This window comes from Raineyella antarctica, from assembly GCF_900092135.1.
GTDB lineage: Bacteria > Actinomycetota > Actinomycetes > Propionibacteriales > Propionibacteriaceae > Raineyella > Raineyella antarctica.
The window spans coordinates 371,645-397,948 of the sequence record NZ_FMYF01000002.1 but is presented as its reverse complement, the minus strand read 5'-3'; the positions used below and the strand labels follow the sequence as shown (position 1 = coordinate 397,948).

28 protein-coding genes and 1 riboswitch are annotated in these 26,304 nt (G+C 70.2%); of the genes, 22 read left to right on the top strand and 6 right to left on the bottom strand.

Annotation, left to right across the window (positions count from 1 at the left end):
* Positions 1 to 36: 36 nt before the first annotated feature.
* Both GA0111570_RS04295 and GA0111570_RS04290 read right to left on the bottom strand, forming a co-directional pair.
* Positions 37 to 981 (bottom strand): 3-carboxyethylcatechol 2,3-dioxygenase, encoded by a 945-nt coding sequence (locus GA0111570_RS04295; RefSeq protein ID WP_092606779.1) that lies wholly within the window; start codon positions 979 to 981, stop codon positions 37 to 39.
* Positions 982 to 1,072: 91 nt separating this feature from the next.
* Positions 1,073 to 1,795 carry a TetR/AcrR family transcriptional regulator gene (locus tag GA0111570_RS04290; RefSeq protein WP_175557309.1) on the bottom strand — a complete coding sequence of 241 codons (723 nt, stop codon included), beginning with the start codon at positions 1,793 to 1,795 and terminating at the stop codon, positions 1,073 to 1,075.
* Positions 1,796 to 1,995: 200 nt separating this feature from the next.
* On the opposite strand from GA0111570_RS04290, the gene GA0111570_RS04285 reads away from it, so the two are divergent.
* The 14 genes from GA0111570_RS04285 to GA0111570_RS17260 all read left to right on the top strand — a co-directional run bounded on the left by GA0111570_RS04285 (position 1,996) and on the right by GA0111570_RS17260 (position 12,444).
* A complete protein-coding gene (locus GA0111570_RS04285; protein ID WP_092606773.1) occupies positions 1,996 to 3,327 on the top strand; it encodes an aromatic ring-hydroxylating oxygenase subunit alpha in 1,332 nt (443 codons plus the stop codon).
* A gap of 54 nt (positions 3,328 to 3,381) precedes the next feature.
* Positions 3,382 to 4,029 carry an aromatic-ring-hydroxylating dioxygenase subunit beta gene (locus tag GA0111570_RS04280; protein ID WP_092606770.1) on the top strand — a complete coding sequence of 216 codons (648 nt, stop codon included), beginning with the start codon at positions 3,382 to 3,384 and terminating at the stop codon, positions 4,027 to 4,029.
* A 40-nt stretch (positions 4,030 to 4,069) separates the two neighbouring features.
* Positions 4,070 to 5,161, top strand: a complete 1,092-nt coding sequence (locus GA0111570_RS04275; protein ID WP_092606767.1) for a VOC family protein — start codon at positions 4,070 to 4,072, stop codon at positions 5,159 to 5,161.
* 1 nt (position 5,162) lies between these two features.
* Positions 5,163 to 5,900: a putative quinol monooxygenase gene (locus tag GA0111570_RS04270; RefSeq protein ID WP_092606764.1), complete on the top strand. Its 738-nt coding sequence runs from the start codon at positions 5,163 to 5,165 to the stop codon at positions 5,898 to 5,900.
* 40 nt (positions 5,901 to 5,940) lie between these two features.
* Entirely contained in the window at positions 5,941 to 6,300 is a 360-nt protein-coding gene (locus GA0111570_RS04265) for a non-heme iron oxygenase ferredoxin subunit (RefSeq protein WP_092606761.1), read from the top strand.
* Positions 6,297 to 7,508: an NAD(P)/FAD-dependent oxidoreductase gene (locus GA0111570_RS04260; protein WP_092606758.1), complete on the top strand. Its 1,212-nt coding sequence runs from the start codon at positions 6,297 to 6,299 to the stop codon at positions 7,506 to 7,508. The genes GA0111570_RS04265 and GA0111570_RS04260 overlap by 4 nt, the downstream gene beginning before the upstream one ends.
* A 63-nt stretch (positions 7,509 to 7,571) precedes the next feature.
* Positions 7,572 to 8,408 (top strand): alpha/beta fold hydrolase, encoded by an 837-nt coding sequence (locus tag GA0111570_RS04255; RefSeq protein WP_092606755.1) that lies wholly within the window; start codon positions 7,572 to 7,574, stop codon positions 8,406 to 8,408.
* Positions 8,409 to 8,523: 115 nt separating this feature from the next.
* Entirely contained in the window at positions 8,524 to 8,883 is a 360-nt protein-coding gene (locus tag GA0111570_RS04250) for a non-heme iron oxygenase ferredoxin subunit (protein ID WP_092606752.1), read from the top strand.
* Positions 8,884 to 8,886: 3 nt separating this feature from the next.
* Positions 8,887 to 9,378 (top strand): aminoacyl-tRNA deacylase, encoded by a 492-nt coding sequence (locus tag GA0111570_RS04245; RefSeq protein ID WP_092606749.1) that lies wholly within the window; start codon positions 8,887 to 8,889, stop codon positions 9,376 to 9,378.
* Between the two features lie 17 nt (positions 9,379 to 9,395).
* A riboswitch (cobalamin riboswitch) is annotated at positions 9,396 to 9,504 on the top strand.
* A 31-nt stretch (positions 9,505 to 9,535) separates the two neighbouring features.
* Positions 9,536 to 10,231 (top strand): energy-coupling factor ABC transporter permease, encoded by a 696-nt coding sequence (locus GA0111570_RS04240; protein WP_092607154.1) that lies wholly within the window; start codon positions 9,536 to 9,538, stop codon positions 10,229 to 10,231.
* Entirely contained in the window at positions 10,224 to 10,667 is a 444-nt protein-coding gene (locus tag GA0111570_RS04235) for an energy-coupling factor ABC transporter substrate-binding protein (RefSeq protein ID WP_092606746.1), read from the top strand. Before GA0111570_RS04240 ends, GA0111570_RS04235 begins: the two co-directional genes overlap by 8 nt.
* A gap of 6 nt (positions 10,668 to 10,673) precedes the next feature.
* Positions 10,674 to 11,453, top strand: a complete 780-nt coding sequence (gene cbiQ, locus GA0111570_RS04230) for a cobalt ECF transporter T component CbiQ (protein ID WP_092606743.1) — start codon at positions 10,674 to 10,676, stop codon at positions 11,451 to 11,453.
* Complete coding sequence (locus tag GA0111570_RS04225; protein ID WP_092606740.1) at positions 11,450 to 12,247, top strand: energy-coupling factor ABC transporter ATP-binding protein; 798 nt, start codon at positions 11,450 to 11,452, stop codon at positions 12,245 to 12,247. Before cbiQ ends, GA0111570_RS04225 begins: the two co-directional genes overlap by 4 nt.
* Positions 12,247 to 12,444 (top strand): hypothetical protein, encoded by a 198-nt coding sequence (locus GA0111570_RS17260; protein ID WP_139283138.1) that lies wholly within the window; start codon positions 12,247 to 12,249, stop codon positions 12,442 to 12,444. Before GA0111570_RS04225 ends, GA0111570_RS17260 begins: the two co-directional genes overlap by 1 nt.
* Positions 12,445 to 12,680: 236 nt before the next feature.
* Here the strand turns inward: GA0111570_RS17260 and cobM are convergent, their stop codons facing one another.
* A complete protein-coding gene (gene cobM, locus GA0111570_RS04220) occupies positions 12,681 to 13,418 on the bottom strand; it encodes a precorrin-4 C(11)-methyltransferase (RefSeq protein ID WP_092606737.1) in 738 nt (245 codons plus the stop codon).
* Positions 13,415 to 14,713 (bottom strand): precorrin-6y C5,15-methyltransferase (decarboxylating) subunit CbiE, encoded by a 1,299-nt coding sequence (cbiE, locus tag GA0111570_RS04215; RefSeq protein WP_092606734.1) that lies wholly within the window; start codon positions 14,711 to 14,713, stop codon positions 13,415 to 13,417. The genes cobM and cbiE overlap by 4 nt, the downstream gene beginning before the upstream one ends.
* Before the next feature lie 119 nt (positions 14,714 to 14,832).
* On the opposite strand from cbiE, the gene GA0111570_RS04210 reads away from it, so the two are divergent.
* The 7 genes from GA0111570_RS04210 to GA0111570_RS04180 all read left to right on the top strand — a co-directional run bounded on the left by GA0111570_RS04210 (position 14,833) and on the right by GA0111570_RS04180 (position 22,423).
* A complete protein-coding gene (locus GA0111570_RS04210; RefSeq protein ID WP_092606731.1) occupies positions 14,833 to 15,312 on the top strand; it encodes a pyridoxamine 5'-phosphate oxidase family protein in 480 nt (159 codons plus the stop codon).
* Positions 15,313 to 16,068: 756 nt separating this feature from the next.
* Positions 16,069 to 16,965 (top strand): TIM barrel protein, encoded by an 897-nt coding sequence (locus GA0111570_RS04205; RefSeq protein ID WP_092606728.1) that lies wholly within the window; start codon positions 16,069 to 16,071, stop codon positions 16,963 to 16,965.
* Positions 16,958 to 17,977, top strand: a complete 1,020-nt coding sequence (locus tag GA0111570_RS04200; protein ID WP_092606725.1) for a Gfo/Idh/MocA family oxidoreductase — start codon at positions 16,958 to 16,960, stop codon at positions 17,975 to 17,977. Before GA0111570_RS04205 ends, GA0111570_RS04200 begins: the two co-directional genes overlap by 8 nt.
* A gap of 317 nt (positions 17,978 to 18,294) precedes the next feature.
* Complete coding sequence (locus tag GA0111570_RS04195) at positions 18,295 to 19,740, top strand: sugar porter family MFS transporter (RefSeq protein WP_245703011.1); 1,446 nt, start codon at positions 18,295 to 18,297, stop codon at positions 19,738 to 19,740.
* Positions 19,741 to 19,935: 195 nt separating this feature from the next.
* Complete coding sequence (locus GA0111570_RS04190; protein ID WP_092606720.1) at positions 19,936 to 20,175, top strand: hypothetical protein; 240 nt, start codon at positions 19,936 to 19,938, stop codon at positions 20,173 to 20,175.
* 377 nt (positions 20,176 to 20,552) lie between these two features.
* Complete coding sequence (gene iolG, locus GA0111570_RS04185) at positions 20,553 to 21,563, top strand: inositol 2-dehydrogenase (RefSeq protein WP_092606717.1); 1,011 nt, start codon at positions 20,553 to 20,555, stop codon at positions 21,561 to 21,563.
* A gap of 8 nt (positions 21,564 to 21,571) precedes the next feature.
* A complete protein-coding gene (locus GA0111570_RS04180; protein ID WP_092606714.1) occupies positions 21,572 to 22,423 on the top strand; it encodes a sugar phosphate isomerase/epimerase family protein in 852 nt (283 codons plus the stop codon).
* Positions 22,424 to 22,584: 161 nt separating this feature from the next.
* On the opposite strand, the gene GA0111570_RS04175 is transcribed toward GA0111570_RS04180, so the two are convergent.
* Positions 22,585 to 23,325 (bottom strand): IclR family transcriptional regulator, encoded by a 741-nt coding sequence (locus GA0111570_RS04175; RefSeq protein WP_092606711.1) that lies wholly within the window; start codon positions 23,323 to 23,325, stop codon positions 22,585 to 22,587.
* Complete coding sequence (locus GA0111570_RS04170; RefSeq protein ID WP_092606709.1) at positions 23,322 to 24,101, bottom strand: IclR family transcriptional regulator; 780 nt, start codon at positions 24,099 to 24,101, stop codon at positions 23,322 to 23,324. The genes GA0111570_RS04175 and GA0111570_RS04170 overlap by 4 nt, the downstream gene beginning before the upstream one ends.
* A gap of 314 nt (positions 24,102 to 24,415) precedes the next feature.
* Here GA0111570_RS04170 and iolD point away from each other — a divergent pair, with 314 nt between their 5' ends.
* Positions 24,416 to 26,296 (top strand): 3D-(3,5/4)-trihydroxycyclohexane-1,2-dione acylhydrolase (decyclizing), encoded by a 1,881-nt coding sequence (iolD, locus tag GA0111570_RS04165; protein ID WP_217634029.1) that lies wholly within the window; start codon positions 24,416 to 24,418, stop codon positions 26,294 to 26,296.
* Positions 26,297 to 26,304: the final 8 nt, after the last annotated feature.

Genomic DNA, 26,304 nt, shown 5'->3' with positions numbered 1-26,304 from the left:
TTCATCCGTATCCGTCTGCCTGTTTCCGGCCAGGCCTCAGCGCGTCCGCGCGGCCATCACGCCGAACCCGGCGATGTACTCCGGGATCGGCTCGTAGTACTCGTACGTCGTCTCGTACGGTCCGGCCGCGGCCAGCGCGCTGAACGCGGCGACCCAGGTGCGCACCTCGTGCGAGGAGTGCCCGGCCTCCTCGGTCATCGCGTCCGCCTCGTACGCGTCGAAGCGCGCCACGTCACCGGAGGCGCAGTCCGCCATGAACGTACGATCCCACCCGGGGTTGAGGTCGCGGATCGCGGCCTCGCCGCGGGCGAAGGCGGCGGCCCCCTCGATCACCCGGCGCTGGCGCGCCTCGCGCGCCTCCGCACTGGGGTGGCGGCCATCGATGAGCCCGGCGCGAACGGCCTCGGGGGCGGTGTCCCACTGCGGCACCGGCGGGTCGTGCGAGAGCCCACCGGAGGCGATCACCAGCACCCGCTCGTCCAGGGACGCCAGGTAGTCCCCGACCGCCTGCCCCATGGCGCGGATCCGGCGCATCGGCACGAACGGCGCGGCCACCCCGTTGACGAAGACCGGCACCACCGGACGGGCATCGATCCCGCCGAACAGCGTCTCCAGCGGCTGGACGGCGCCGTGGTCGACCTCCAGGCGGCGCGACAGCGTCATGTCGACGTCGGCCTGCTGGGCGTGCCGGACGATGGCGAGGGCGTGGTCCTCGTCGACCGACAGCGGGCCGGCTGTGGACCCGTAGTCGCCGATGCCGGTGGCGGCCAGGCCGACGGCGAAGGGCGGCAGCATGTCGTAGAAGACGCCGTTGTAGTGGTCCGGCGCGAAGACCACGACCAGCGTCGGGTCGTACGCCCGGGCGAAGTCGTGGATCGCGGCGAACGCGGCGTCGACACGGGCACGGACGGCATCGGAGGGCGGGAGTTCGGCGGTGTGCAGCAGCGGGCTGTGCGACATCGCGACGAGGGCGAGTGACATGGGGATCCTTCGGGACGTCGGGAGACGACGCGGTGCCCACTCGTTCCGGAGCGGCCGGCAGCCCACCGGCCCGCTGCCGGGCCCTTCGAGGCTAGGCGCCGCTCGCGGCGGGGTCAACCCGCTCGGCCACGACGGGCGACGGGTGCCCAGTCACCAGCTGGGCCATCCCGCTCTCCCGCTCCCGGAAGAAGCCGGGCACCGGCTCGCCCACCTGTTCGCAGGCCACCGCCACCATCCGGTCCATCATCACGGTGGCCAGGCCGGTGATGAACTCCTCGTCGCGCACGGTCCCGCCGACCCGGGACAGGATGCAGCCCTCCACGATCGCCAGCGAGTAGTCGGCCATCCGGACCGGCAGGTCGGGGGTCTCGGCCAGCACCCGGGCGGGCACGTGCTCCAGCCAGGCCCGGGTCAGGGCCGCCTGGGTGGCCACCCGCAGCGCCCGGATCTCCTTGGCCGTCTTGGAGTCCCGCATGTCGGGATCCAGCATCAGCTGCACGTTGAACCGCCACAGGCCGTAACGAGCAGGGTTCTGCACGATCGAGTCCAGCACCACCTTGACCGGGTTGGGCGCATCGCGCGGATCGAGCCGCTCCAGCAGGTCGCCGGACTGCTCGTAGGCGTACCGGACCAGGGCGGCGAACAGGGAGTCCTTGTCCTCGAAGTGCCAGTAGAAGGAGCCGGGGTGGACGCCGGCCTCCTTCTGGATCATCGCCAGCGTGGTGCCTTTGTAGCCGCGGTCCCGGGCGATCAGGCGCGCGGCGTCGAGGATCCGCTGGCGCGTCGTTGCGGCGTCGGCAGGCTTCCTGGGCACGGGTGTCCTTCCTGGTGGAACGGTCCCTGTCGATCGTACGACAAGCCCTCTACCGTCGAGATCACCAAGACTTGAGTGCCCACTCAAGAACAGGCACTCGTATTCACCTCGAAGGCATCCAGCGTCGGACAGCCCTCGACCCTCCTCGGTCGACCGGCACTGGACCCGCCCTCCCCCGGTCCGTTGACAAAGGAGTTCCCATGGCCGACATCACCGACCTCGTCGACATCGAGAACGGTCGCCTCAAGGGCGCCGTCTTCACCGACGAGGAGATCTACGAGCAGGAGCTCGAGAAGGTCTGGAAGCGGGCCTGGGTGATGCTGGCCCACGACTCGATGATCCCCAAGAAGGGCGACTTCCTGCAGACCTACATCGGCGAGGACCCGGTGATGGTCGTCCGCCAGAAGGACGGCTCGGTCAAGGGGTTCCTCAACCAGTGCCGCCACCGCGGGATGCGGATCTGCCGGGTCGACAAGGGCACCGCCAAGGCCTTCACCTGCACCTTCCACGGCTGGTCGTACGACCTGGGTGGTGACCTGATCCAGGTCCCGCGCCAGGACACCGCCTACCCGGAGACCTTCGAGCGCGGCGACTACAGCGCCGTCAAGGTCCCCCGGATCGAGTACTACAAGGGCTTCTGGTTCGGCACCTGGGACGAGGACGCCCCCTCGTTCGTGGACTACCTCGGCTCGGCCGCGTACTACCTCGACGGCTACATCGACCGCTGGGACGGCGGGATGGAGCAGGTCGCCTTCCACCGCTGGGTGCTGCCGAACAACTGGAAGTTCATGGCCGAGCAGCCCACCTCCGACATGCAGCACTCCGAGATCACCCACGTCTCCGCCGCCACCGTGCTGAACAAGGGCTCCGACGCCGCGGACCGCACCAAGCGCGGCACCAACCCGGTCGGCCGCCAGTTCTTCTCCGACTACGGCCACGGCGGCGCGTGGTACGGCGAGAAGGGCGCCGAGGTCCCGAACACCGGCCAGGCCATCCAGGCGTACGAGTCGCAGCCGGAGATCGCCGAGATGATCGCCCGCCGCCTCGGCGACGACCGCGAGGTCCGCGGCCACCTGAACATCTGGCCGACCTTCATGGTGCTGGGCAACTACACCATCCGCGTCACCCACCCGCGCGGCCCGCACGAGATGGAGGTCTGGGCCTGGACCTTCGTCCCCAAGGACGCCCCGGAGGACGTCAAGGACTCCATCCGCCGCGACGTGCTGCGTACGTTCACCCCCGGCGGCATGTTCGAGGCCGACGACGCGCTGAACTGGGAGGAGATGCAGCACGTGCTGAAGGGCAAGGTGGCCCGCGACACCGGCTACCTGTACCAGATGGTCGGTGCCCCGATCCAGTGGGACGAGGGCTGCTACCCCGGCGGTTCGTCCCAGCACGTCTTCTCCGACAACGCCGCGATCAACATGTACGCGAACTACCTCGACATGATGACCTCCGACTCCTGGGAAGAGCTGATGGAGAAGCGCGCCCAGCACCGGATGGGCCTGGAGCCCGCCTCCGTCGAGGCCTGAGCGCCACCCCGTACGACCCGACCAGACCAGACCCGACGCACGACGAGGTGTGACATGACCCTGACCGCGATGCCCCAGACCGACGAACCCACCACCCCGGACACCGCCCATCCCTTCGGCGACCCGGCCGCCGCCGCCCGCCCGACCACCGCGACGACCGACAAGCTGACCGCCCTGCTGGCCGAGGTCGACCCGGCCGTCGAGCGCGCCCTGACCCGTTTCCTCTACGAGGAGGTGCAGGTCCTCGACGACTGGAAGTGGGGCGAGTGGCTCGACTTCTTCGCCGAGGACTGCATGTACTGGGCCCCGACCCAGGAGGACCGGCTCTCCCGCGAGCGCTCCAAGCGGATCGCCGACTTCCGCACCTCGGCCTACTTCGAGGAGAACAAGGTCCAGCTCAAGCAGCGCGTCGACCGCCTGCTGACCAACATGGCCTGGGGCGAGGAGCCGCCGTCGCGCCAGCGGCACATCATCACCAACATCCGCATCACCAAGGGTGTCGCCGAGGACGAGTACGTCGTGAAGTCCAACTTCTACGACTACCGCTCCAACGGGCAGCGCTCCCAGGACTCCATCACCGGCGAGCGGATCGACCGGATCGTCCGTGACCCCTCCTCGGTGTGGGGCTACGTGATCAAGGAACGCCGGATCCTGTTCGACATGTCGATGATCCTGAACAAGAACCTCAGCCTGTTCTACTGACCCCTGGCCCACCGCCTGACCCCCCCGACCGAGGAACCCCATGAACATCACCCGCCTGACCGGCATCGGCGTCGTCGTCCGCGACCTCGACCGGGCGACCGAGCAGTACGCCCGACTGCTCGGCATCGACGAGTGGAGCGTCGCCGACCTGGGCGCCGACCGGCTGTCGGAGTCCGTCTCGTACGGGCGCCGCAGCGCCGGCACCTACCGCGCGGCGTACGGGGCCACCCCGTACGATCCGGCCGGACCCGGCCCGATGGGGGGCGCCCCGCGGCCGGTGCCGTTCGAGCTGGTGCAGCCGACCGGCGGGGAGACCCCGTTCAACGAGTTCCTGCTGTCCAGAGGTGAGGGCATCGGTTGGCTGACCGTGCTGGCAGAGGGCATCGACGAGGCCGGGATCGGCGAGCACTTCGCCGGTCTCGGCATCCGCCCGGCGCACTCCCACGTCGTCGACGGGACCGTGCGACGTACGTTCTGGGACACGCGCGACCTGCTCGGCGGCTACCTGCTCGAGGTGGTCACCTCGGCGCAGGTCCCGGCCGGCGAGCCGGTGACGTACGACGGGGCGGCGCTGCGCGGGGGCCGGCGCGCCCTGCCGATGCAGGGCATCAACCACTTCGGCGTCGTGGTCGACGACACGATGGCGACGATCGCGAACTACCACGACGTGCTCGGCATCGAGAAGTTCGCGATCAAGACCTGGCAGACCGAGGAGGGCCGGCTCGACTCGCCGTACTACCGCGACATCAAGCCGGTCCAGCACGGTTACTTCACCGCCCAGGGCTTCGCCGGCGACTTCGGCTTCGAGGTGATCCAGTGCACCTACGGGCCCTCGCACTACAACCGGGAGTTCACCGACCAGCGCGGGCCGGGCATCCACCATATCTTCCCGTACCTGACCATGGACGCGGCCGACTGGACTGCCAGCGTCGAGGCGATGACCCAGCTGGGAGCACCGCTGTGCATGGGTTCGGACCTGCGCGGGGGTGCCGCGGAGTACGGTTACTTCGACACTTTCGACCACCTCGGCGGGTTCCTGGTCGAAGGCGTGCACCGGCGCTTCCCGGCCGAGCCGCGCTACCTGGCACCGGACTGGGAGGTCGACTTCGCGACCCAGGTGGAGGAGGTCTGAGATGCTCAGGGTCCTGCACGAGTTCGCCGACGCTGACGACCTGGCAGCCCTCCGGGCCGTCGCCGAGCAGCTCCGGCAGGAGCCCGGCTGCGCCAGCGCCGAGCTCTACGCCACCCTCGCCGAGGGCGAGGACCGGCTCGCGCTGACCATGCTCTGGGACGACGAGGCGGCGTACGACGAGTTCTGGGCCCGCGCCCTGGCCGGCGAGCACCCCGCCCTGGTCACCCCCTTGACCGGCGGCACCGGGCCCGACGACATCGCGAGCACCGAGTTCTATCGGCGCGCGACCTTCGCGCTGCGGGCGGGCACCTGGGTGCCCGAGCACGCCGACGAGGGGACCCGGAAGATCTTCTGGCCCGCCGGCGGCCCGGTGCGGATCATCATCCAGAACGCCGTGCACGCCACCGAGGCGATGTACGACAAGATCCGCGCCGAGATCGCCGAGACCCGCCGCGAGGAGGGCTGCCTGGACTACGGCTGGTACGAGGACGTCGACCTGCCCGGCCACCTGCTGCTGCTCGAGCTGTGGGCCGACCAGGTCGTCTACGACCGGCACTGGGCGCTGCGCGGCGCCACCGCCGCCTTCGTCGGCGACAACCTGCGCGTCCCCGCCGAGCCGCAGCGCGGACCGGTGGCCCGCGAGTTCTATCGCTGGCAGGATTTCCGTCACCACTACGACCGCTGGCTGCCGGCGGACCCCGACGCGTACGCCACCACGGTGCTCTGGCCCGCCGGCTGACCACTGACCACCCCGACCCCATCCACCAGGAGGACCACCCATGACCGAGCCGATCAAGGTCGCCACCGTCGGAGACATCGAGGACGAGGAGGCCATCGTCGTCGACGGCGAGACCAACGGCACCGGCGCCGACATCGCCGTCTTCTACTCCGCGGGCCGATACTTCGCCATCGACGACACCTGCACCCACGAGGACGCCAGCTTGGCCGACGGCTGGATCGAGGGCGAGGAGGTGGAGTGCCCGATCCACTCCGCCCGGTTCTCGCTCTGCTCCGGCGCGGCGCTCTGCCTGCCGGCCAGCATCCCGGTCCGCACCCACAAGGTCGAGTTGCGCGGTGACGAGATCTGGCTGTACCCGGGCGTCCCGGTGGCCGAGGCCGTGACCGAGGTGACCCCGTGACCGCCCCTCGCGAGGTCGCGATCGTCGGTGGCGGCCTGGCCGGCTTCACCACCGCCCAGGAACTGCGCAAGCACGGCTACGACGGCCGGATCAGGATCATCGATCCGGAGGGCGTTCCGTACGACCGGCCGCCGCTGAGCAAGGAGTACCTCGACGGCTCGATGCCGGCCGAGAAGCTGCCGTTCGTACCGGACTCCTGGTACGCCGACAACTCCGTGGAGCTGGTCACCGAGCGGGTCGCCGCGCTGCTGCCCGCCGAGGGCCGGCTCACCCTGGCCGGTGGCACCGAGCTGTCCGCCGACACCGTGGTTCTGGCGCTGGGCGGACGGGCCCGTACGCTCCCCGTCCCCGGCGGTGACCTGCCCGGCCTGCTGTACCTGCGGACCAAGGCCGACGCCGACCTGTTGCGCACCCGGATGGTGCCGGGCGCGCGGATCACGATCATCGGGGCCGGCCTGATCGGCGCCGAGGTGGCCTCCACCGCCGCCAAGGCCGGCGCCACAGTCACCCTGGTCGACCCGGTCCCGGTCCCGCTGGCCCCGATCTGCGGCGCCGAACTGGCGGTCCGCCTGCACGCGATGCATGCCGAGCACGGCGTCGACGTCCGCTGCGCGATGACCACCGCGATCGAGGCCGACGGACCGGAGTACACGGTCGCCCTGAACGACGGCAGCCGGATCGTCTCCGACACCGTCCTGGTCGCGGTCGGGATCGTGCCGGAGACCGGCCTGGCCACCGCCGCCGGCCTGGCGACCGACCAGGGCATCGTCGTCGACGAGGCCCACCGCACCTCCAACCCCGCCGTGTACGCGGCCGGTGACGTGGCCCGGATCCGGCACTCCGACGGCACCCTGCTGCGCCGGCACGAGCACTGGGAGTCGGCGATGCACGGCGGCCAGGCGGTCGCCGCGTCGATCGTCGGCCTGGACCTGCCCCAGCACGGGGCCGGCTGGATGTGGTCCGACCGCTACGGGGTCCACGTGGAGGCCGTCGGCGACATGGTCAACGGGACCCCGATCGTCCGTACGGTCGACGGCGTGCCCGTGACGGCCTTCCGGATGGAGAGCGACGGCCGGATGATCGGGGCCTGCACGATCGACGGCGGAACCGCGATCCGTGCCGCCCGGCGGATCATCGACCGCGGGATCGTGGTCGATCCGAGCAAGCTGGCAGATGCGACCGTCGAGCTGAAGAAGCTCGCCCGCTGACCGCTGCCGCATTCGACCGCACAATTTGTTCGACAGACCCTGCAGCCTGACGAGAGGAACACCATGGAGCTGACCTACGAGAACACCAGCCGGATGATCGACACCGCTTCCGGCCGGATCCACATCAACGAGGCCGGCCCCGCCGACGCGGAGACGCTGATCCTGCTGCACGGCTCGGGCCCCGGCGCGACGGGCTGGACCAACTTCTCCAACAACATCCCGGTGTTCGCCGAGAAGTACCACGTCGTGGCCGCCGACATGCCCGGCTGGGGCGAGTCCGACCCCGTCACCTGGCAGGAGCGCAACCACCCCAAGGCCGTCGCGGACCTGATGGACGCGATGGGCATCGAGAAGGCCACCCTAGTCGGCAACTCGATGGGCGGCGGCACCACCGTCCGCTTCGGCTACGAGTACCCCGAGCGCGTCACCCGGCTGATCACGATGGGCTCCTCCTCGGGCGCCAGCACGCTGTTCGGCCCGGGAGGGCTGACCGAGGGCCTGAAGATCCTCCAGCGCGGCTACCGCGAGCCTTCCTTCGAGGTGATGAAGGAACTCGTCAACGTCATGACGTTCGACAACAGCTTCGCCACCGACGAGCTGATCCAGGGCCGCGCCGACATGGTCGCCGCCCAGCCGGAACACAACAAGAACTTCATCGACGCGATCGGCAAGCGCGCCGTGGTCGAACTGGACCACGCCAAGGTCCGGACCATCAAGGCCCCGACACTGCTGTTCCACGGCCGCGACGACCGGGTGGTGCACTTCGAGCACAGCCTGCGCCTCGTCTCGCTGATCCCCAACAGCCGACTGGTGCTGATCAACCGGTGCGGCCACTGGCTGCAGATCGAGCACGCCGCCGAGTTCAACCGGCTCGTCGACGAGTTCGTCAGCAACAACTGACCGAGCATTGATCGTGGACACCACCCGGCCGGGGCCGTCACTGCGAGGATGGTTCGGCCGGGTGCTGTCCGTACGGGCCACCCGGCGGACACGACCGCGGCAGGAGGAGCCCAGGATGACCAGCACGCCCGACCCGATCCGGGTCGCCACGATCGGGGACATCGACGAGGGTGCGGCCCTGGTCGTCGACGGGGACGTCAACGGCACCGGTGAGGACATCGCCGTGTTCCTCAGCGAGGGCCGGTACTACGCGATCAACGACATCTGCACCCACCAGTACGCCTCGCTCGCCGAGGGCTGGGTCGAGGACGGCGCTGTCGAGTGCCCGGTGCACAGCTCCCGCTTCTCGCTCTGCTCCGGCAGGGCACTCAACCTTCCGGCCACCCAGCCCGAGCCGACCCACCGGGTCGAGCTGCGCGGCGAGGAGATCTGGCTGTACCCGGGTGTGCCGAGCGACTGCGTCGAGGAGGATTGAGCCATGACCGATCCCCGGGCCGCCGGCGAGGGCGCCCTCGCCGCCATCGAACGCACCGGCGTCCCCTTCACCCGGCACGCCGACCTGCCGCGGGCCCGGAGCCTGGAGGAGCACGCGGCGCACCTGGGCGTGGCGCCCGCGGACGTGACCAAGACCCTGGTCGTGCGGCGCAGCGAGGACGACTACTTCTTCCTGCTGGTCCCCGGCGGCCGCAAGGTCTCGTGGAAGAAGGTCCGCGCCGCCCTCGGGGTCAATCGGCTGACCATGCCCGGACCCGACGAGGCGAAGGAGGCCAGCGGCTACGAGCGCGGCACCATCACCCCGTTCGGGGCGACGCATGCCTGGCCGGTGTACGCGGACCGTACGCTGGTCGATCCGCCCGGCCGAAGGGTCTCGATCGGCGGCGGCGCCCACGGGGTTGCGCTGGTGCTCGCGGCGAGCGACCTGGTCCGCGTGCTTGACGCGACGGTCGTGGACGTCACCGACCCGGAGTGATCCGGGCCACCCGTGGGCTAGCATGTGGCCACGCAGGCCCGGGTGAACGAGGAAGCCGGTGGGAATCCGGCACGGTCGCGCCACTGTGAGTCAGAGTCAGGAACTCGTCCGGGTCATCACCACCATCGGGACGCGTCATCCCGGGAAGGACAGTGCCGTGCACATCGCCGAGGGGTTCCTTCCCGTCCCCCATGCCGTCGGGTGGGCCGTCGCCGCAGCACCGTTCGTGGTGCACGGGGTCCGCGCGACCGTCCGCCAGGTCCGCGAACACCCCGAGGACCGCGTCCTGCTCGCCGCCGCCGGCGCCTTCACGTTCATCCTCTCGGCACTGAAGATGCCCTCGGTGACCGGTTCCTCCTCCCATCCCACCGGCACCGGCGCGGGCGCGATCCTCTTCCGGCCGCCGGTGATGGCCTTCCTCAGCACGGTGGTGCTGCTGTTCCAGGCACTGCTGCTGGCGCACGGCGGGCTGACCACCCTGGGCGCGAACGTCTTCTCGATGGGCATCGCCGGCCCCTGGGTGGGCTACGGGGCGTACGCCGCCCTGCGCCGGCTGCGCGCCCCGCTGGAGGTCCAGGTGTTCTTCGCGATGGCGCTGGCCGATCTCGCGACCTACCTGGTCACCTCCTTCCAGCTCGCCCTCGCCTACCCGGACCCGTCGGTCGGAGCGGCCTTCGCCAAGTTCGCCACGATCTTCGCCCTCACCCAGGTCCCCCTGGCGGTGATCGAGGGTCTGGTCGGGGTCGTGCTGTTCCGGGTCCTGCGCTCGATCGCGGGCCCGGAACTGGAGCGACTCGGGATCCTGGCCCGCCCCGCGGAGAGGGCCGCGACCGAGGACGGCGTCCATGCCTGAGGCTCGTACGGGTGCCGCCGCCGGGCCACGGGCCTGGGTGACCTGGGCACTGCTCGGGCTGGTCGTGGTCCTGCTGGTGGCGACCTTCGCGCTCGCCCGGGCCCAGGCGCCGGGCACCCAGTTCGCCGGCTCCGACTCGACAGCCGTCCAGGTGCTGCAGGACCAGGGCGCCAGGCCGTGGTTCACGCCGATCTTCCAGCCGGGCAGCCGGGAGATCGAGTCCGGGCTGTTCGCGGCCCAGGCCGCCCTGGGCGGAGCCGTCCTCGGCTGGGCCCTCGGGAGGCTGCAGTCGCGCCGGGAGATCCGGCGGCTGCGCGAGCAGTCCTCCGCCGCAGCGCAGCAGGGCGCACCACAAACCGCGCCCGAAACCGCACCCGAAGCAGCAACCGGCACTGCCCCTACTGCTTCTCCCGACGCCACGCACGACCAGGCCTGAGCGCCGGTGGCCTTCTCCATCGATGCCGCGGCCTGGGGCAGCCCGTGGCGCCGGATCGCGGTCGCCGACAAGGCGCTGCTCGTGACCGGCACGCTGGTGCTGGACCTGCTGGTTCCGGCCTGGCCCGGCACCCTCCTGGTCGCTGCCGGGCTGACCATCGCGGCGATCGCCTCTGCCAGGGTCGACTGGCGGCTGTGGCTGGCTGCGCTGGCCCTGCCGCTCACCTTCGTCCTGACCGGCGTGCTCTCGATCGCCCTGCAGGTCGGCCCGCCCGCCCCGGGCTCGACGCCGTGGTGGTCGTGGGGTCCGCTGGCGGTGACGGCCGAATCGGTCGCGCGCGCCGGGACCGTCCTGGGCCGCAGCCTGGCCGGGACCTGTGCCGTGGTGCTGCTGGCCGTCTCCACCCCGATGGTCGACCTGGTCGACGCCGGGCGGCGCCTGGGCGTCCCGGCCCCCGCGATGGACATCGCGGCGCTGATGTACCGGCTGCTGTTCGTCCTGTGGGAATCCGCGGTGACGATCCGGAGCGCCCAGGCCGCCCGGCTCGGCTACGTCGGACTGCGCCGGTCGGTGCGCTCGTTCGGGTCGCTGGCCGCCGGGGTGCTGGTCAGCGCCTGGGACCGGTCGCGCCGGCTGGAGCAGGGCCTGTCCGGGCGCGGGTACACCGACGACCTGCGGACCCTGCGCCACGTACGCCCCCACTCACCGGTGTTCCTGGCGGCCACCGGTGCCTGGCTGCTCGCCCTCGCCGCCATCGGGACGTACGGATCCGGAGTACTGGGATGATCCTGCAGGCTGAGGGGCTGACGGCCGGCTACCGGTCGCGCGGCCGGGTACTGGACGGGATCGGCGTGACACTGGCGCCCGGTGAGCGGACCGTGCTGCTCGGCGCGAACGGGTCGGGCAAGACCACCTTGCTCGGCTGCCTGTCCGGGGCCGTGGTGCCGACCGGCGGGGTCGTCGCCGCCGACGGGATCCCGCTGCAGCACACCCGGCGCGGCCTGACCGACCACCGCCGCCGGGTCCAGCTGGTGCTGCAGGATCCCGACGACCAACTGTTCAGCGCCGACGTCGGCCAGGACGTCTCGTTCGGTCCGCTCAACCTCGGACTGTCCGAGGACGAGGCACGGGAACGGGTGGCCGAGGCCCTCGACCTGCTCGGCATCGCGCACCTGGGCGAACGTGCCACCCACCAGCTCTCGTACGGGGAGAAGAAGCGGGTGGCCGTGGCCGGCGCCGTGGCGATGCGCCCCGACCACCTGCTGCTCGACGAACCCACCGCCGGCCTGGACCCCGACGGTGTCGAGGACATGCTCGCCGCCATCGCGCGGCTGGAGGCCCATGGGACGACCATCACGATGGCGACCCATGACGTCGACCTGGCCCTGTCGTGGGGCACCTCGGCGATCGTGGTCACCGGCGGACGGGCCGTCCAGGGGCCGGTGGCCGAGCTGCTCGGGGACGCCGATCTGGTCACCGCCGCCCACCTGCGGATCCCGTGGCCGCTGGAGCTGGCCACCCGGCTGGGCTGGTCGACCCGCCCGCGGGACCTGGACGAGGTGCTGCGGCAGTTGAGCTGATGCGCGGGCCGCTGACCCGCGCACCGCTGACCCGCGCACCGCTGACCCGCGCACCGCTGATCCAGGCACCGCAGACCCGCGCACCGCCGACCCGCGCACCGCCGACCCGCGCACCGCCGACCCGCGCACCGCCGACCCCCGCACCGCAGCCGCGTCGCCGCCGACCCCCGCACCGCAGCCGCGTCGCCGTCAGTTAGCCGCTACGCGTCGACCCGAAGCGGCTAACTGAAAGCGACGCGGCTCCGGGGCACGCCGACTGGAAGCGACGCGGCTCCGGGGCACGCCGCCTGAAACCGACGCGGCTCCGGGGCACGCCGCCTGAAACCGACGCGGCTCCGAGACCGCGCGCCTGAAACCGACGCGGCTCCGAGACCGGCCACCTGAAACCCGAGCGGACCCGAGCCCCGGCGCCCGGAGGTCGACCTGGACAGCCCTAGCGGTGCCGGGTGCGGTAGAGGTGGGACTCGGGGAAATCCTCGACGTCCAGCGCCCACCCGACGATGATGATCGCCGCCTGGCGCAGTCCGTGCGCCTCCACCTGGTCGGCGATGTCGGCGAGCGTCCCGCGCAGGATCAGCTCCTCGGGCTGCTCGGCGCGGGAGACCACGACCACCGGGCAGTCCTCGCCGTACTCGGGGACCAGCACCTCCTGCAGCTGCCGGACGAAGGTGATCGCCAGGTGCAGCACGAGCGTGGCGTGGGTCCTGGCCAGCTCCCGCAGCGACTCCTCCGGCGGCATCTTCGTCGAGTCGCGCTGGGCGCGGGTGAGGATGACCGTCTGGGCGACCTCGGGGACGGTGAGCTCTTTGCCGACCAGGGCGGCGGCCGCGGCGTACGCGGGAACGCCGGGGGTGACGTCCCACTCCACGCCCTCGGCATCGAGCCGGCGGGTCTGCTCGGCGATGGCCGAGTACAGCGACGGGTCGCCCGAACACAGCCGGGCGACGTCACGGCCCTCCTCGGTGGCGCGCTTCATGATCGCTACCTGCTCGTCCAGGTTCACCTTGGCGGTGTCGACCAGCTCGACGTCCGCCGGGCAGTGCGCCAGCATCTCCCGCGTGATGTACGTGCCGGCATAGAGGCAGACCGGTGCGGCGGCCATCAACGCGGCGGCGCGGAAGGTGAGCAGGTCGGCCGCGCCGGGGCCGGCGCCGATGAAGTGGACGGTCACGCGGTCTCCTCGGTGGTTCCGGTCTCCCGGGTCGTGCCGGTCTCCCGGGTCGTGCCGGGCAGTTGGATGATGCCGGTCTCCTGGGTGGCGCCGGTCCCGTACGGCTTGGTGGCCGCCCACTGGACGACCGGGCGGGCCGGTTTCCAGCCGGTGAACCGGCCGAGCGGCAGGGCCGTCTCGATCGCGAGCCGGGTCAGCTCACCGCCGTGGCGCTGCCATGCTGCAATGACCGCCTGCTCGGTCTCGATGGTGACGGTGTGCACCACCAGTCGTCCGCCGGGAGGGAGCGCGCGCCAGCAGGCCTCGACCACCTCGGCGGTCGCGCCACCGCCGACGAACACCGCGTCGGGGGTGGGCAGGTCGAGGGCCCCGGTCACGACCGCGGCCGCGTCGGCCCGGACGACCTGCAGCTCCGGTACCCCGAGGTGGCCGGCGTTGCGGGCGATCCGGGCGGCGCGCTCGGGGGACCGCTCGATGGCCAGGGTCCGGTTGCGCGGGTCCTGGCGGGCCCACTCGATGCCGATCGACCCGGCGCCGGCACCGACGTCCCAGAGCAGCTCGCCGGGCAGGGGCCGCAGCGCCGCGAGGGCGCAGGCGCGGATGTGCTGCTTGGTGAGCTGGCCGTCGTTCTCGTACGCACCGTCGGGCAGGCCAGGGGCCAGCGATGCCGCGACAGACTCGCCGGCGACCTCCAGGCACAGCACGTTGAGGGCAGGCACGGAGTCGTGGGGCCAGGACTCGGCGGTCCCGGTGCGGCGGTCCTCGGCGGCGGTACCGAGGTCGGACAGGACGGTCATCCGGGTCGCCCCCAGGCCCTCGTCCGCGAGGATCGTCGCGACCTCGCGGGGGGTGCCGGAGCCGCCGGAGAGCACGACCACCCGGTTGCCGGGTGCGAGGTACCGCCGGACCCGGTCGACGTCGCGGCCGACCACGGTGACGACGTCGCAGGACTCCGCCGGCCAGCGCATCCGGGCGCGGGCCAGCGCGACAGAGGAGACGGCGGGGCGGATCCGGACCGCGTCGGGTCCGAGCAGGTCGACCAGGGTCGAGCCGATGCCTGACACCAACGGGTCACCCGAGGCGAGCACGACGACGCGCCGATCGGCGAAGGAGGCGACGAGAGCGGGCAGGGCCGGCTTCAGCGGTGAGGGCCAGCGGACCAGTTCGGCCGCGACCCCCGCAGCGCGGGCCATCGCCAGGTGCCGTTCGCCGCCCAGGACGACGTCCGCCTCGGCCAGGAGCCGCCGGGCCACGTCATCCGGACCCTCTGCCGACACTCCCACGACCTCGATCACGGGTACACCCTAGTGGTCGGGCCCCTCCCCCGGTCCGTGCGGACCGGAGACTTCGTACCCCTCCCCTCGGGACGCCGTGACCTCTAGGATCGGGGCATCACCGACGGACGGGATGTCTGATGACCGAGCAGACCGAGCACGACCAGACGGATCAGCTCCGCCAGCTCCTCGAGGGCCAGCGGTTCATGATGTTCACCACCCAGGACGATGCCCAGGCCCTCGTCAGCCGGCCGATGACCGTCCAGGAGTTCGAGGACTGGGTGTTCCGGTTCATCGCCCAGGACGACGACGCCGTCACCCGCCAGGCCGATGGCCGGCAGGTCAACCTGTCGGTGATGGACGGGACCACCTACGCCTCCTTGTCCGGCACCGGTCGGGTCGAGCGTGACGTCAGCAAGAAGCGTGAGCTCTGGGACCGCCTCACCGAGGCGTACGCCGGCGACCCCGAGGACCCGGCCAACATCATCATCGAGGTCACCGCCTCCGCCGGCGAGTACTGGGACGGTGGGAACCGGGTAGGCAACGTCATCGGCCTGGCCCGGGCCGCCCTGACCGGCAAGCGTCCCGACCAGGGGGAGCACGGAACCGCCCGGCTCTGAACGGTTCACCTTTCTCGGTCTGCGACCTGCGCTCCCGCCTCCCGAGATCCTGGCTTCGCGCCGCCCCCCACCCATCAGTACGCCGAGCCTGAGGTTCGGTACATCGGGTTCCAAGCGACGGACGTGGCAGGAGGGAGGGCAGACGTCCACCGCGCCGGCGTTCATCGCCAATCGTCCCTGGGGCCAGTAGTGGGACAGCGAACGTCGCCTCCTGGATCGCGTCGCTGAAGTCCTGCAGCACGCCGACGGCACGGATTTCGTGCCGACGGGCTCGCTGCCGTGCAGGACGCCCCGACCCGGACCCACCCCGGATGACGGCGAAGCGGTCGGCAGCGCGTCCGACAGACAGATCCTGCCCGCCATCCCGGCCCCGGAGGTCGTCATCGGCGCCCCGGAGCGCCGGGAGCGCACGAGCGGCAGGGCGGTCCGAGTCACCCACCACGCCAGCCGTCGGGACCCCCAGCGAACTCATAGCTCTCACCCTATGGACAACTAGTCTGCTGAGCGATAGATTCGTAAGTGCCGTTGAAACAGTTGATGACTCGATGATGCGTGAATCGCTAGAAGATGGCCGGGCCCCTACCTCTGGGCGCGGGGCCCATGATTCTCACGGACCGCATCATTGATGTCAGAAGCGAGACGACACCTACCCGCCTCGGCGCCGTTCCGTCCGGCCCCGACCGGGTAGAACAACCACGCCGACCACCCCTGTGGTGGATGGACACGAACCCGTCGACAGATGCAAAGGAGCACTTTATGTCGAGCTTCGAGGAGAGAATCGCCGCTGCACCCATCTCCTGGGGAGTCTGGGAGGCCAACGGGGCCACCGGATGGACCGTGGACCCCGACACCTACCTCTCGGACGTCCGGGAATTGGGTCTTGGAGCGACCGAGCTGGGACCCGAGGGCTGGCTCCCGGCCGACCCGCTGAGCCGCAAGGCGAAGATTGACGCGTACGGTCTCAAGGCGCTGGGCGCCTTCGTCCCGGTCCTGCTCCACCAGGCCGACCATGACCCGCTGCCCGAGGTCGAGACGATCCTCGACGCCTACGTCGTCACCGGCGCCTCGACCATCATCTTCGCGGCCCTCAGTGGAGGCCAGGGCTACAACGACCGTCCCGTCCTCTCCGCGGCCGAATGGGACTTCTTCTTCGCCAACCTCGACCGGCTCGTACGGGCCGCCCGCAGCCGCGGCATCAACCCCACCCTGCACCACCACATGGGGACGATGGTCCAGACCGCCGAGGAGATCGACAGACTGCTGGAGCGCTCCGACATCGGCCTGTGCCTCGACACCGGCCACGCCACCATCGCCGGGATCGACCCGGTCCAGCTCGCGAAGAAGCACGCCTCCCGCGTCAACTTCGTCCACCTCAAGGACGTCGACAACGCCGTCGCCCGGCGGGTCCAGGACGGCGAGCTCCTCTACATGGATGCCCTCGACCACGGCATCTTCCGGCCCCTCGGACAGGGGGAGGCCGGTATCGACCGGCTGATCCACACCCTGGAGGGCGCGGGCTACGACGGCTGGTACGTGATGGAGCAGGACACCGTCCTCACCGACGCCTCCGACCTGGCCGGCGCACTCGCGGACGTCCGGGCCGGCCTCGAATTCCTGAAGACCCTCGACCTGGTGGAGCGCACCCATGTCTGACACGACCAACAACCTGACCTTCGGCGTCGTGGGTATCGGGCGCATCGGCTCCGACCACGCCCGTACGATGCGGACCGTGGAAGGCGTGGGTGACATCGTCCTCGCCGATGTCAATCCGGCCCGGGCCGAAGAGGTCGCCACCGAGCTGGGTGCCCGTACCGTCACCCCGGAGAAGATCCTCGACGAGGTCGAGGCCCTGGTGGTCACCACCCCGACCAGCCAGCACGCCGAGTACATCATCGCGGCCGCCGAACGCGGTATCCCGGTCTTCACCGAGAAGCCTGTGGCTCTTGACGCCGAGACGACCAAGAAGGTCGCCGATGTCGTCGCGCGAACGGGCACCCTGGTACAGGTCGGCTTCCAGCGGCGCTTCGACGGCGGCTACGCCAATGCCAAGAAGCGCTTCGAGACGGGCGACATCGGCGAGCTCCGGCGGGTGCACATCACGATGGGCGATTTCCCGCCGCCGCCCGCATCTTACATCCCGGGGTCCGGCTTCCTCTACAAGGACTGCCTGATCCACGACATCGATGCCCTGCGCTGGGTGACCGGGCGCGAGATCGTGGAAGTGTTCACCGTCGGCAAGAACCGCGGCGCCTCCTACTTCGGCGAGCTCGGCGACATCGACGAGAGCGTCGGCGTCTTCACCCTCGACGACGACACGATCGCCACCTTCCAGCTGTCCCGCTACAACGGCGCCGGTTACGACATCCGGATGGAGCTCTTCGGCACCGAGGAGACCCTGGCCGTCGGTTTCAACACGTTCATGCCCGTCACCTCCGCCGAACCCGACTTCGTGTTCGAGCAGGCGGGCGAGCGGTTCCCGAACTTCTACCCCCGCTTCATCCCCGCCTACAAGGCCGAGATCCGGGAGTTCATCTCCACCGTGCACGCCGGCGGGACCAGTGCCGTCACCGTGGCCGATGCGCTCCAGGCCCTGTACGTGTGCGACGCCCTCGATCTCTCCCGGCACGAGCATCGACCCGTCCGGGTCGCCGACGTGCGCGTCTAGCAGATCGCACGGTCACATGATGCCGCAGGTGCCGGGTGTCCCCAACCCGAGCACCGGTGCCTGCGGTATCCCCCGGCAACCCCTCCCCCGCGACTCGATGGCCGCCTGATCCCCGCGCGCATTCGCTGGATCGGCTTCGGTCCCCTCGCTGTTCCCAGTGGCTGACCGGCTTGGTCATGATCCCTGGTCGACGCCCCCGGCTGGCAACACCGCCGGTTTCCCTCATCACTCACGCCGCTCGGCTCGTCGCCGGTCGGCACCCCCTGCCCACCAGTCCGAACAATGAAGCTCGGACGTATCGACCACAAGGAACTCCAGTGCAGAATCAAACTGATCTCGCCGTCAACACCGCCGCACCACCGTCCGGCTCGCGGCGCCTGGGTGTCATCGCTGTCATCGCCACCTTCGGCGGCCTCCTGTTCGGCTACGACACCGGCGTCATCAACGGTGCCTTGGCACCGCTGCGCGCCCAGCTGGGCCTGACAACATTCACCGAAGGCCTGGTGACCTCTATCCTCCTGGTCGGCGCGGCCATCGGCGCAGCGATCGGAGGCCAACTGTCGGACCGCTTCGGTCGCCGCCACAACATCCTGCTGCTGGCGATCGTCTTCGCCCTCGGTACCCTCGGCTGTGTCCTGGCGCCTCACTGGGGGGTCCTCGCGGTCTTCCGTTTCGTCCTCGGCCTGGCGGTCGGAGGCGCGTCGGCGACAGTTCCTGTCTATCTCGCCGAGATAGCCCCCGTCGAGCGCCGCGGCTCGCTGGTCACGCGCAACGAACTGGCGATCGTCTCCGGGCAATTCGCTGCGTTCGCGATCAACGCCCTCATCTACAGCATCTGGGGCACCACCGTGATGGTGGGGGGCGTCGAGGTGTACCAGCACCCGAACATCTGGCGCTGGATGCTCGTGATCGCCGTCCTGCCGGCCTTCGCGTTGTTCTTCGGCATGCTGCGGATGCCCGAGAGCCCGCGGTGGTTGTTCGAGCACGGCCGGGAGGACGAGGCCCTGGCGGTCCTGCGACAGGTGCGCAGTCCCGAACGGGCGCAGTCCGAGATCGACGAGGTGCGGGAGCTGGTCCAGGAGGAGCGAGAGCACAAGATCGTTCGCTGGTCGGCGTTGAACGTCGGGTGGATGCGCCGCCTGATCCTCGTCGGCATCGGCATCGCGATGATCCAGCAACTCACCGGCATCAACTCGGTGATGTACTACGGCACCGCCCTGCTGGAGAAGGCCGGCTTCGCGGCCGATGTGGCGATCGTGGCCAACACCGCCAATGGCATCATCGCCGTCGTCGGTTGCCTGTTCGGCATGTCGATCATGAACCGTGTCAACCGCCGCACGATGCTGCTGGCAGGGTTCATCGGGACGACCGCCGCCCACGTGCTGATCGGGCTGTCGGCGAAGCTGGTGCCGGACGGCGCCTCCTACAAGCCGGTCCTCATCATGATCTTCGTCGTCCTGTTCGTCTTCATCATGCAGGCCACCGCCGGCCCGCTCGCCTGGCTGATGCTGTCCGAGATGTTCCCGCTGCGCTTCCGCGGATTCGCCTACGGGATCAGCGGCTTCATGGGCTGGATGACGAACTTCCTCGTCACCCTCTTCTTCCCCTCACTGATCGCGGGGGTCGGGATCGCCAACACCTACTTCATCTTCGCCGGGCTGGGAGTGGCCGCGATGGTCTTCATCGTCAAGATGGTGCCCGAGACACGCGGGAAGACGCTGGAGCGCATCGAGGAGGACATGATCGCCGGCCATTACCGCTGAATGCGGGACCGCCGACAACCCGACGCCGGCATTATCGCATCATCCTCCAATTCGATAGAGTGGGAAGCTGTCCCGGCATCAGAGAGAGTCGGGGCAGCCCGGTGACCAGCCGGGGTCACACGGCCGTGCGAGGATGCGCGACCTGTCATGGTCCCCGCTGTGCTCCTCGCGGCAAGCATGCGAGGAGAGAACGCGATGGATCAGTACCCCCCGACGAACAGGTTCACCGGTCCGCACGAAGGGGACGAAGGGGCGGCGCGGCCCGCCGTCGATCGAGCGACGATGGAGGTCACCGTGGTGATCTGCGTCGTACTGGCCGCGATGCTACTGCTCGCCACCCTGGTCCTCGGATCCGCCCTCGCCTCGGTGATCGGCCTGGTGAACCTCGTCCTGGCCTCGGCCATGACCGGTCTTTGGGCCCGCCTCAACTCCTGACTCCCCCGGCGGAGACACCTTGGATTCTCTTTCTCTTTCTATTGACAAGATGTTCACTGAATAAGAAACTGGATCGGTGGTCGGGGCAGTCGCCCAGGGGCGAGTCATCATCCTCGCAGCGATTCCCTCGCACCGACAGGGAGCTCCCGGGTGGGCCGGCGAGGCGCGGCCCACCACCAGAGACTCTCTCCGCTCGCCCCTTCCTGCTGGCGACAGCCCCCAGCCCGCCGACCTGTGGCGGCCCGGCCGACTCCCGGTCGGGCCCCCCGACTCCGGCACCATCCATCCGGACGACATCCATACCCCCGCGACCACCCGGTGGCCCGCGGCGAGGCCGTCCGCCAAGCATCACGTCAAATGACTGAGAGTGAGTGACAATGTTGCGTTTCGCCATGCTCGGTGCCGGCCGTATCGCCGGTGCCCATGCCCGTTCCTTCACCGCGAACCCGGACGCCGAACTGCGGTGGGTCGCGGACCCCGTACCCGGCGCGGCCGAGCGCATCGCGGGCCCTGCTGGGGCACGCGCCACGCTCGATGCTCGTCAGGCGATCGAGGCCGACGACGTCGACGCCGTGTTGGTCTGTTCGCCCACGCCGACCCACGTAGACATGATCCTGGCCGCGGTGGAGGCCGGCAAGGCGGTGCTGTGCGAGAAGCCGATCGACCTGTCGATGAGTCGGGTGGATGAGCTGCTGACAGCCCTGGACGGCCGGGAGGCCCGGGTGATGATGGGCTTCAACCGTCGTTTCGACCCCTCCTTCGCAGACATCCATGCCCGCGTCACGGCCGGCGAGGTCGGCTCGGTGGAGCAGGTGGTGATCGTCTCGCGCGATCCGGCCGCTCCGCCGCGGGAGTACGTGGCGAGCTCGGGCGGCATCTTCCGCGACATGACCATCCACGACTTCGACATGGTCCGCTTCTTCCTTCCGGAGATCGTGGAGGTCTCGGCCTCCGGCCAGAACGTCATCGAGCCGTTCATCGCCGAGGCCGGTGACTTCGATGGCGCCGTCACGACGCTTCGTGCCGCCAATGGGGCCGTCGCCACGATCATCAACTCGCGCCGTTGCACGTTCGGCTATGACCAGCGGTTGGAGGTCTTCGGCTCCCTCGGCATGCTGCAGGCGGCCAACGTCCTGCCGAACTCCGTACGCTCGTTCGGCACGGACCACGCGGAGAAGACCGCGCCCTACCCCAACTTCTTCCTGGAGCGCTACGTCGACGCCTATGCGGGCGAGCTGGCGGCGTTCATCGAGGCGGTCCGGACCGGTGGGCCCTTGTCGCCCTCCCTCGAGGACGGCAGGCAGGCCCTCGTCCTGGCCGAGGCGGCCGAGAAGGCCGCCCGCAGTGGGCGTACGGTCACACTGCCGGCTCCGACGACGGTGAAGTGAGGACGACGATGACGAACACGGAACTCTTCGCCACCTGCTGGACGACGGCCGGGGACACCAGCCCCCTCGAGCCCGACCAGCGCTCACCAGTTGACTTCCGGACCCGGGTCGAGGCGGCCTCGGCCGCCGGGTTCAGCGGCGCCGGCTTCCTCTACGTGGACCTGCTCGAGGCCGAGCAGACCTACGGCCTGAACGGTATGCGGGCGATCCTTGCGGACAACGGGATAACGCGGTGGGAGACCGAGCTCCTCACGGACTGGTGGCCGGACGCGCCCACCCGCAAGGTCTCCGACGAGCAGCGTACCGGCATGCTGCGCCTGATCGAGGCCCTTGCCGGCCACGACCTCAAGATCGGGCCCGACGAGTCCGGCAACCCCTGGGATCGGGAGCGGTGGGCCGAGGAATTCGCTCGCCTGGCGGGGCAGACGGCCGATGTCGGCGCACGCCTGGCGATCGAATTCCTGCCGTGGTCGAACCTCCCCACGATCGGCGACGGTCTCGCTCTAGTCGAGGCCGCCGGACACCCTGCCGGTGGACTGATCATCGACAACTGGCACATCGAACGCGCCGGAACGTCCCATGACGAGGTGGCCGCCTGTCCTGTCGAGCGCATCGTCGGGGTGGAGCTGTCCGACGCCGATGCGACGGTGGTGGGCACCTTCGTTGAGGACACGGTGTTCAACCGCCGACTGTGCGGCCAGGGGGACTTCGACCTCCGCGGGCTCATCGCCGCGCTGCGCCAGGCCGGCTGGACCGGGCCCTGGGGAGTCGAGATCCTCTCGTCCACCTACCGCAAGCTGCCCGTCGCCGAGGCCGCCCGACAGGCTTACGAGTCGGCGAAGGCGATTCTGGATTCCTGAACCGCCGGCCCGTCCACGAGACGTCCGGCTCCTGCCGAGCGCGGCGGTCGACCCAACAGGGGTCGGCCGCCGCGCTCGTGTCCCATCCACGAGAGGCTGCGCGCGGAGTGCCGCCGTGGCCGAAGCAGCAGCACGGCGGATCCGGGGCCCCAGGTCGACGGTCAGGAACCAGGCAAGGCGTCCACCGCCGAGGACAGTTCCTTGTACAACTCCTCCTCGCGCCGGGCGAGGTCACCGATGAGGGTCCCCACCGAGAGGACGCCGCTGCACCGCCCCTGGTCATCAGGCACGGGGACACCGAGGGCACCCGCCCCGGGAGTGACGTCCTCCTGGGACAGGACGTAGCCGCGGCGGTGGGTCGACTGCACGTCGGCCCGCAACTGCTCCGCGGTGGTCAGGGTGCTCGGCGTCAGCGCCGGGAAGGGTGCCGCCGCCAGGTAGGCCTCGCGATCCTCGGCGGCGAGCCCCGCCAGGGTCCCGCGACCTGCCGCGCCGACGTAGAGGGGCAAGGAACGTCCCGGCTTGAGGATAAGCAGCTCGACCGCCCGTCCCTTCACCCAGTCGATGCACATGGCCCGGTCCCCCGCGGGGATGCTGAGGTAGGTGGTACACCCGGTCCGCTCGGTGACCACCCGCATCGCGGACCGTACGCCCGCCCACTCCGTGCGCGCCGCCTGGACGGCGTCCCCCAGGGCCAGCCAGCGTTGCGACAGGGTGACCCTGCCGTCCGCAGCGGTCAGCACCAGGTCGATCGCGGTCAACCCCTCGACGAGTCGGTACACCGTTGACCTCGGGACGTCGATGGCGTCCGCGAGCTGGGCCGGCGACATCGCCTCGGTGTCCTTGAGGGCATCGATGAGGTCGCGGGCGTGGCGAAGGAGGGGTGACGTGGTGCCGTTCATCGGGACTCCTCCTGTGGTCGGAAACCCAGCCCTGCGCTGACCCGCTGCGCTGCCGTCGTCACGAGTCGGCTCATCTCGGACTCATCTCCCAGGATCTGTTGCCGGATACCGCTGATCGAGATGGCCGCCGTCAGCTCGCCGCGGTGGTCGAACACCGGGGCGCCTAGGGCTGCCACTCCCGGCGTCACGTCCCCGTCAGAGACCGCGTAGCCGCGCGCCGCATCACGACGCATCCCGTGCTCCAGTTCGGACCGCGGAGGGATGGAGCTGTCCGTCCGCGCCGCGGTCTCGAATGCCTGCAGGACCTCGGCGGCCTCGGCCGGCGGGAGTTGCGCGAGCAGGGCCCGTGGTCCCGCGCCGGCATAGAGCGGCAGCGTGCCGCCCAGGATCTGCTTGAGGGAGCGGACCCCGCGCCCCGCCAGCCGGTCCACACAGACAGCCCCGGTGCCACGGGGGACGTGCAGGAAGACGGTCACCCCCGAGTCGTCGCGCAGGCGTACGAGCTCGGGGCGTGCGGTGGCCAGCAGGTCGAGCCGATCATCGCAGACCCCACCGACCTCCAGCACGTACAGGCCCAGCCGGTAGGTGGCCCGGCTTGCGCCTTTGTCCACCCAGCCGATTGCCACGAGGTGGGAGAGCAGGCGGTACATGCTGCTCAACGGCTCTCCCGTGGCGTCGGCCAGCTCGGACGTGCTCAGGCTGCCGCCACGCTCCAGAGCACGCAGCACCGCGTCCGCCTTGGACAGCAGCTCCAGACCGCGAACGTTCTCACTCACTGGCCCCTCCTTTCAATCTTCAATCTTCTCGTCCAGTGGACAAAGAATAGCGGAAACCTACGGGTCGCAGTCGGCCCCAGCTCAGCCCGGGAGGCTGTCGGGAAGCGACATCCCACCCCGCTGCCCGGACATGCACGAGCCGAACCATCACGAAACAATAATCTCACTCCGTTGACGCTCCGTCCATTGGATGATAACTTATTGGTCAGTGCAGCGGTACGTAGCCGACCAGCAGCCGGCCCGTCCCGCATCGGAGGGCCGAACAGTGGGTCGCGATCCGTGCACCGGTCGGACGCTCAATGACGAGAGGAATCTTGATGACCACCCAGAACACCCTTCGCCTGACGGTGGGGCAGGCAACCGTGAGGTTCCTGGCCCAGCAGCAGGTGGAACGCGACGGTGTCAGTGCCCCGTTCTTCGGCGGCGCCTTCGGCATCTTCGGTCACGGCAACGTGGCCGGGATCGGCCAGGCCCTCCTCCAGTACCGGGAGGAGTTCCCGTACTACCAGGGCCGCAACGAACAGGGGCTGGTCCACTCGGCCATCGGCTATGCCAAGGCCCGCAACCGGCTCGGCGCCCTTGCCGTCACCACTTCGATCGGCCCGGGCGCAGCGAACATGATCACCGGGGCGGGCACGGCGACCTCCAACCGGCTGCCCGTGCTGCTGCTGCCCTCCGACTACTTCGCCACCCGGCGTACCGGATATGTGCTGCAGCAGATCGAGGACCCCACGACACCCACTGACTCGACCAGCGACGCCTTCCGCGCCGTCTCGCGGTTCTGGGACCGGGTGTCGCGGCCCGAGCAGCTCCCCGAGGCGCTGCTGGGGGCCATGCGCGTCCTGACCAGCCCCGCCGACACCGGCGCCGTGACCGTGTCCTTGCCCCAGGACGTCCAGGCTGAGGCCTACGACTTCCCGGTCGAGCTGTTCCGCGAGCGGACCTGGTACGTGCCCCGGGCGCGCGCCGACCTGGCGGCCCTGCACCGTGCCGCCGAGGCGGTGCGCCAGGCGAAGCGGCCGATGATCCTGGCCGGCGGCGGCGTGATCTACTCCGACGCCACCGCGGCCCTGGAGGAGTTCGTCGACGCGACGGGCATCCCGGTCGGACTCACCCAGGCCGGCAAGGCCTCGCTGCCGTGGAGCCACCCGCTCAACGCCGGGGCAGTCGGGTCCAGCGGCTCCCGGTACGCCAACCAGTTGGCCGCCCAGGCCGACCTGATCATCGGCATCGGCACCCGCTACACCGATTTCACCTCGGCCTCGAACACCCTGTTCCAGAACCCCGACGTACGTTTCCTGAACCTCAACGTCCAGGAGTTCGACGCGTACAAGGAAGGTGGGCTCGCCCTCATCGGCGACGCCCGCGAGTCGCTGCGCGAACTCGGCGCTCTCCTGGGGGACTGGCAGGTGGCGGAGGACCACCGCCGGCGCGCGAACGGGCTGGCCGACGAGTGGCGCCAGGAGGTCGACCGCATCATCGCCCCCGAGCCCGACGCACCCACCCTGCCCCAGGCGGTGGCCATCGGCCTGGTGAACTCCTTCGCCAAGCCGAACGACGTGGTGATCAATGCCGCGGGCTCCATGCCCGGCGACCTGCACCGGCTCTGGAAGCCGGGCGGACCGTTGAGCTACGGCATCGAGTACGGCTACTCGTGCATGGGCTACGAGGTCGCCGCCGGCGTGGGCGCCAAGCTGGCCGACCGGGACCGCGAGGTGTTCACCTTCATCGGTGACGGAACCTGGCTGATGCTGTCCTCCGAGTTGCTCACCTCCATCCAGGAGGGCCTGAAGCAGATCGTCCTGCTGGTGGACAACAAGGGGTACGGCTCCATCGAGGCGCTGTCCAGGACCGTGGGCTCGCAGGGCTTCGGCTGCCGCTTCCTGTACCGGGACCAGGCCACCGGCCAGTTCTCCGACCGGACCCTGGAGGTCGACTTCGCCCAGAACGCGGCCAGCTACGGCGCCACCGTCTACACCGCCACCACCGCCGATGAGCTCAAGGAGGCCCTCGAGGCCGCCGTGGCGGGCGAGGAGACGGCGGTCATCTACACGGTGGTCGACGCCCAGGGACGCTTCGGCGGCTCCGGCGCCTGGTGGGAGGTCCCCGTCGCCGAGGTGGCGGAGATCGACTCGAGCAACGAGGCGCGCAAGACGTACGACGACCACCGCGCCGCCCAGAGGCTCCACGTCTAGGCGACGGC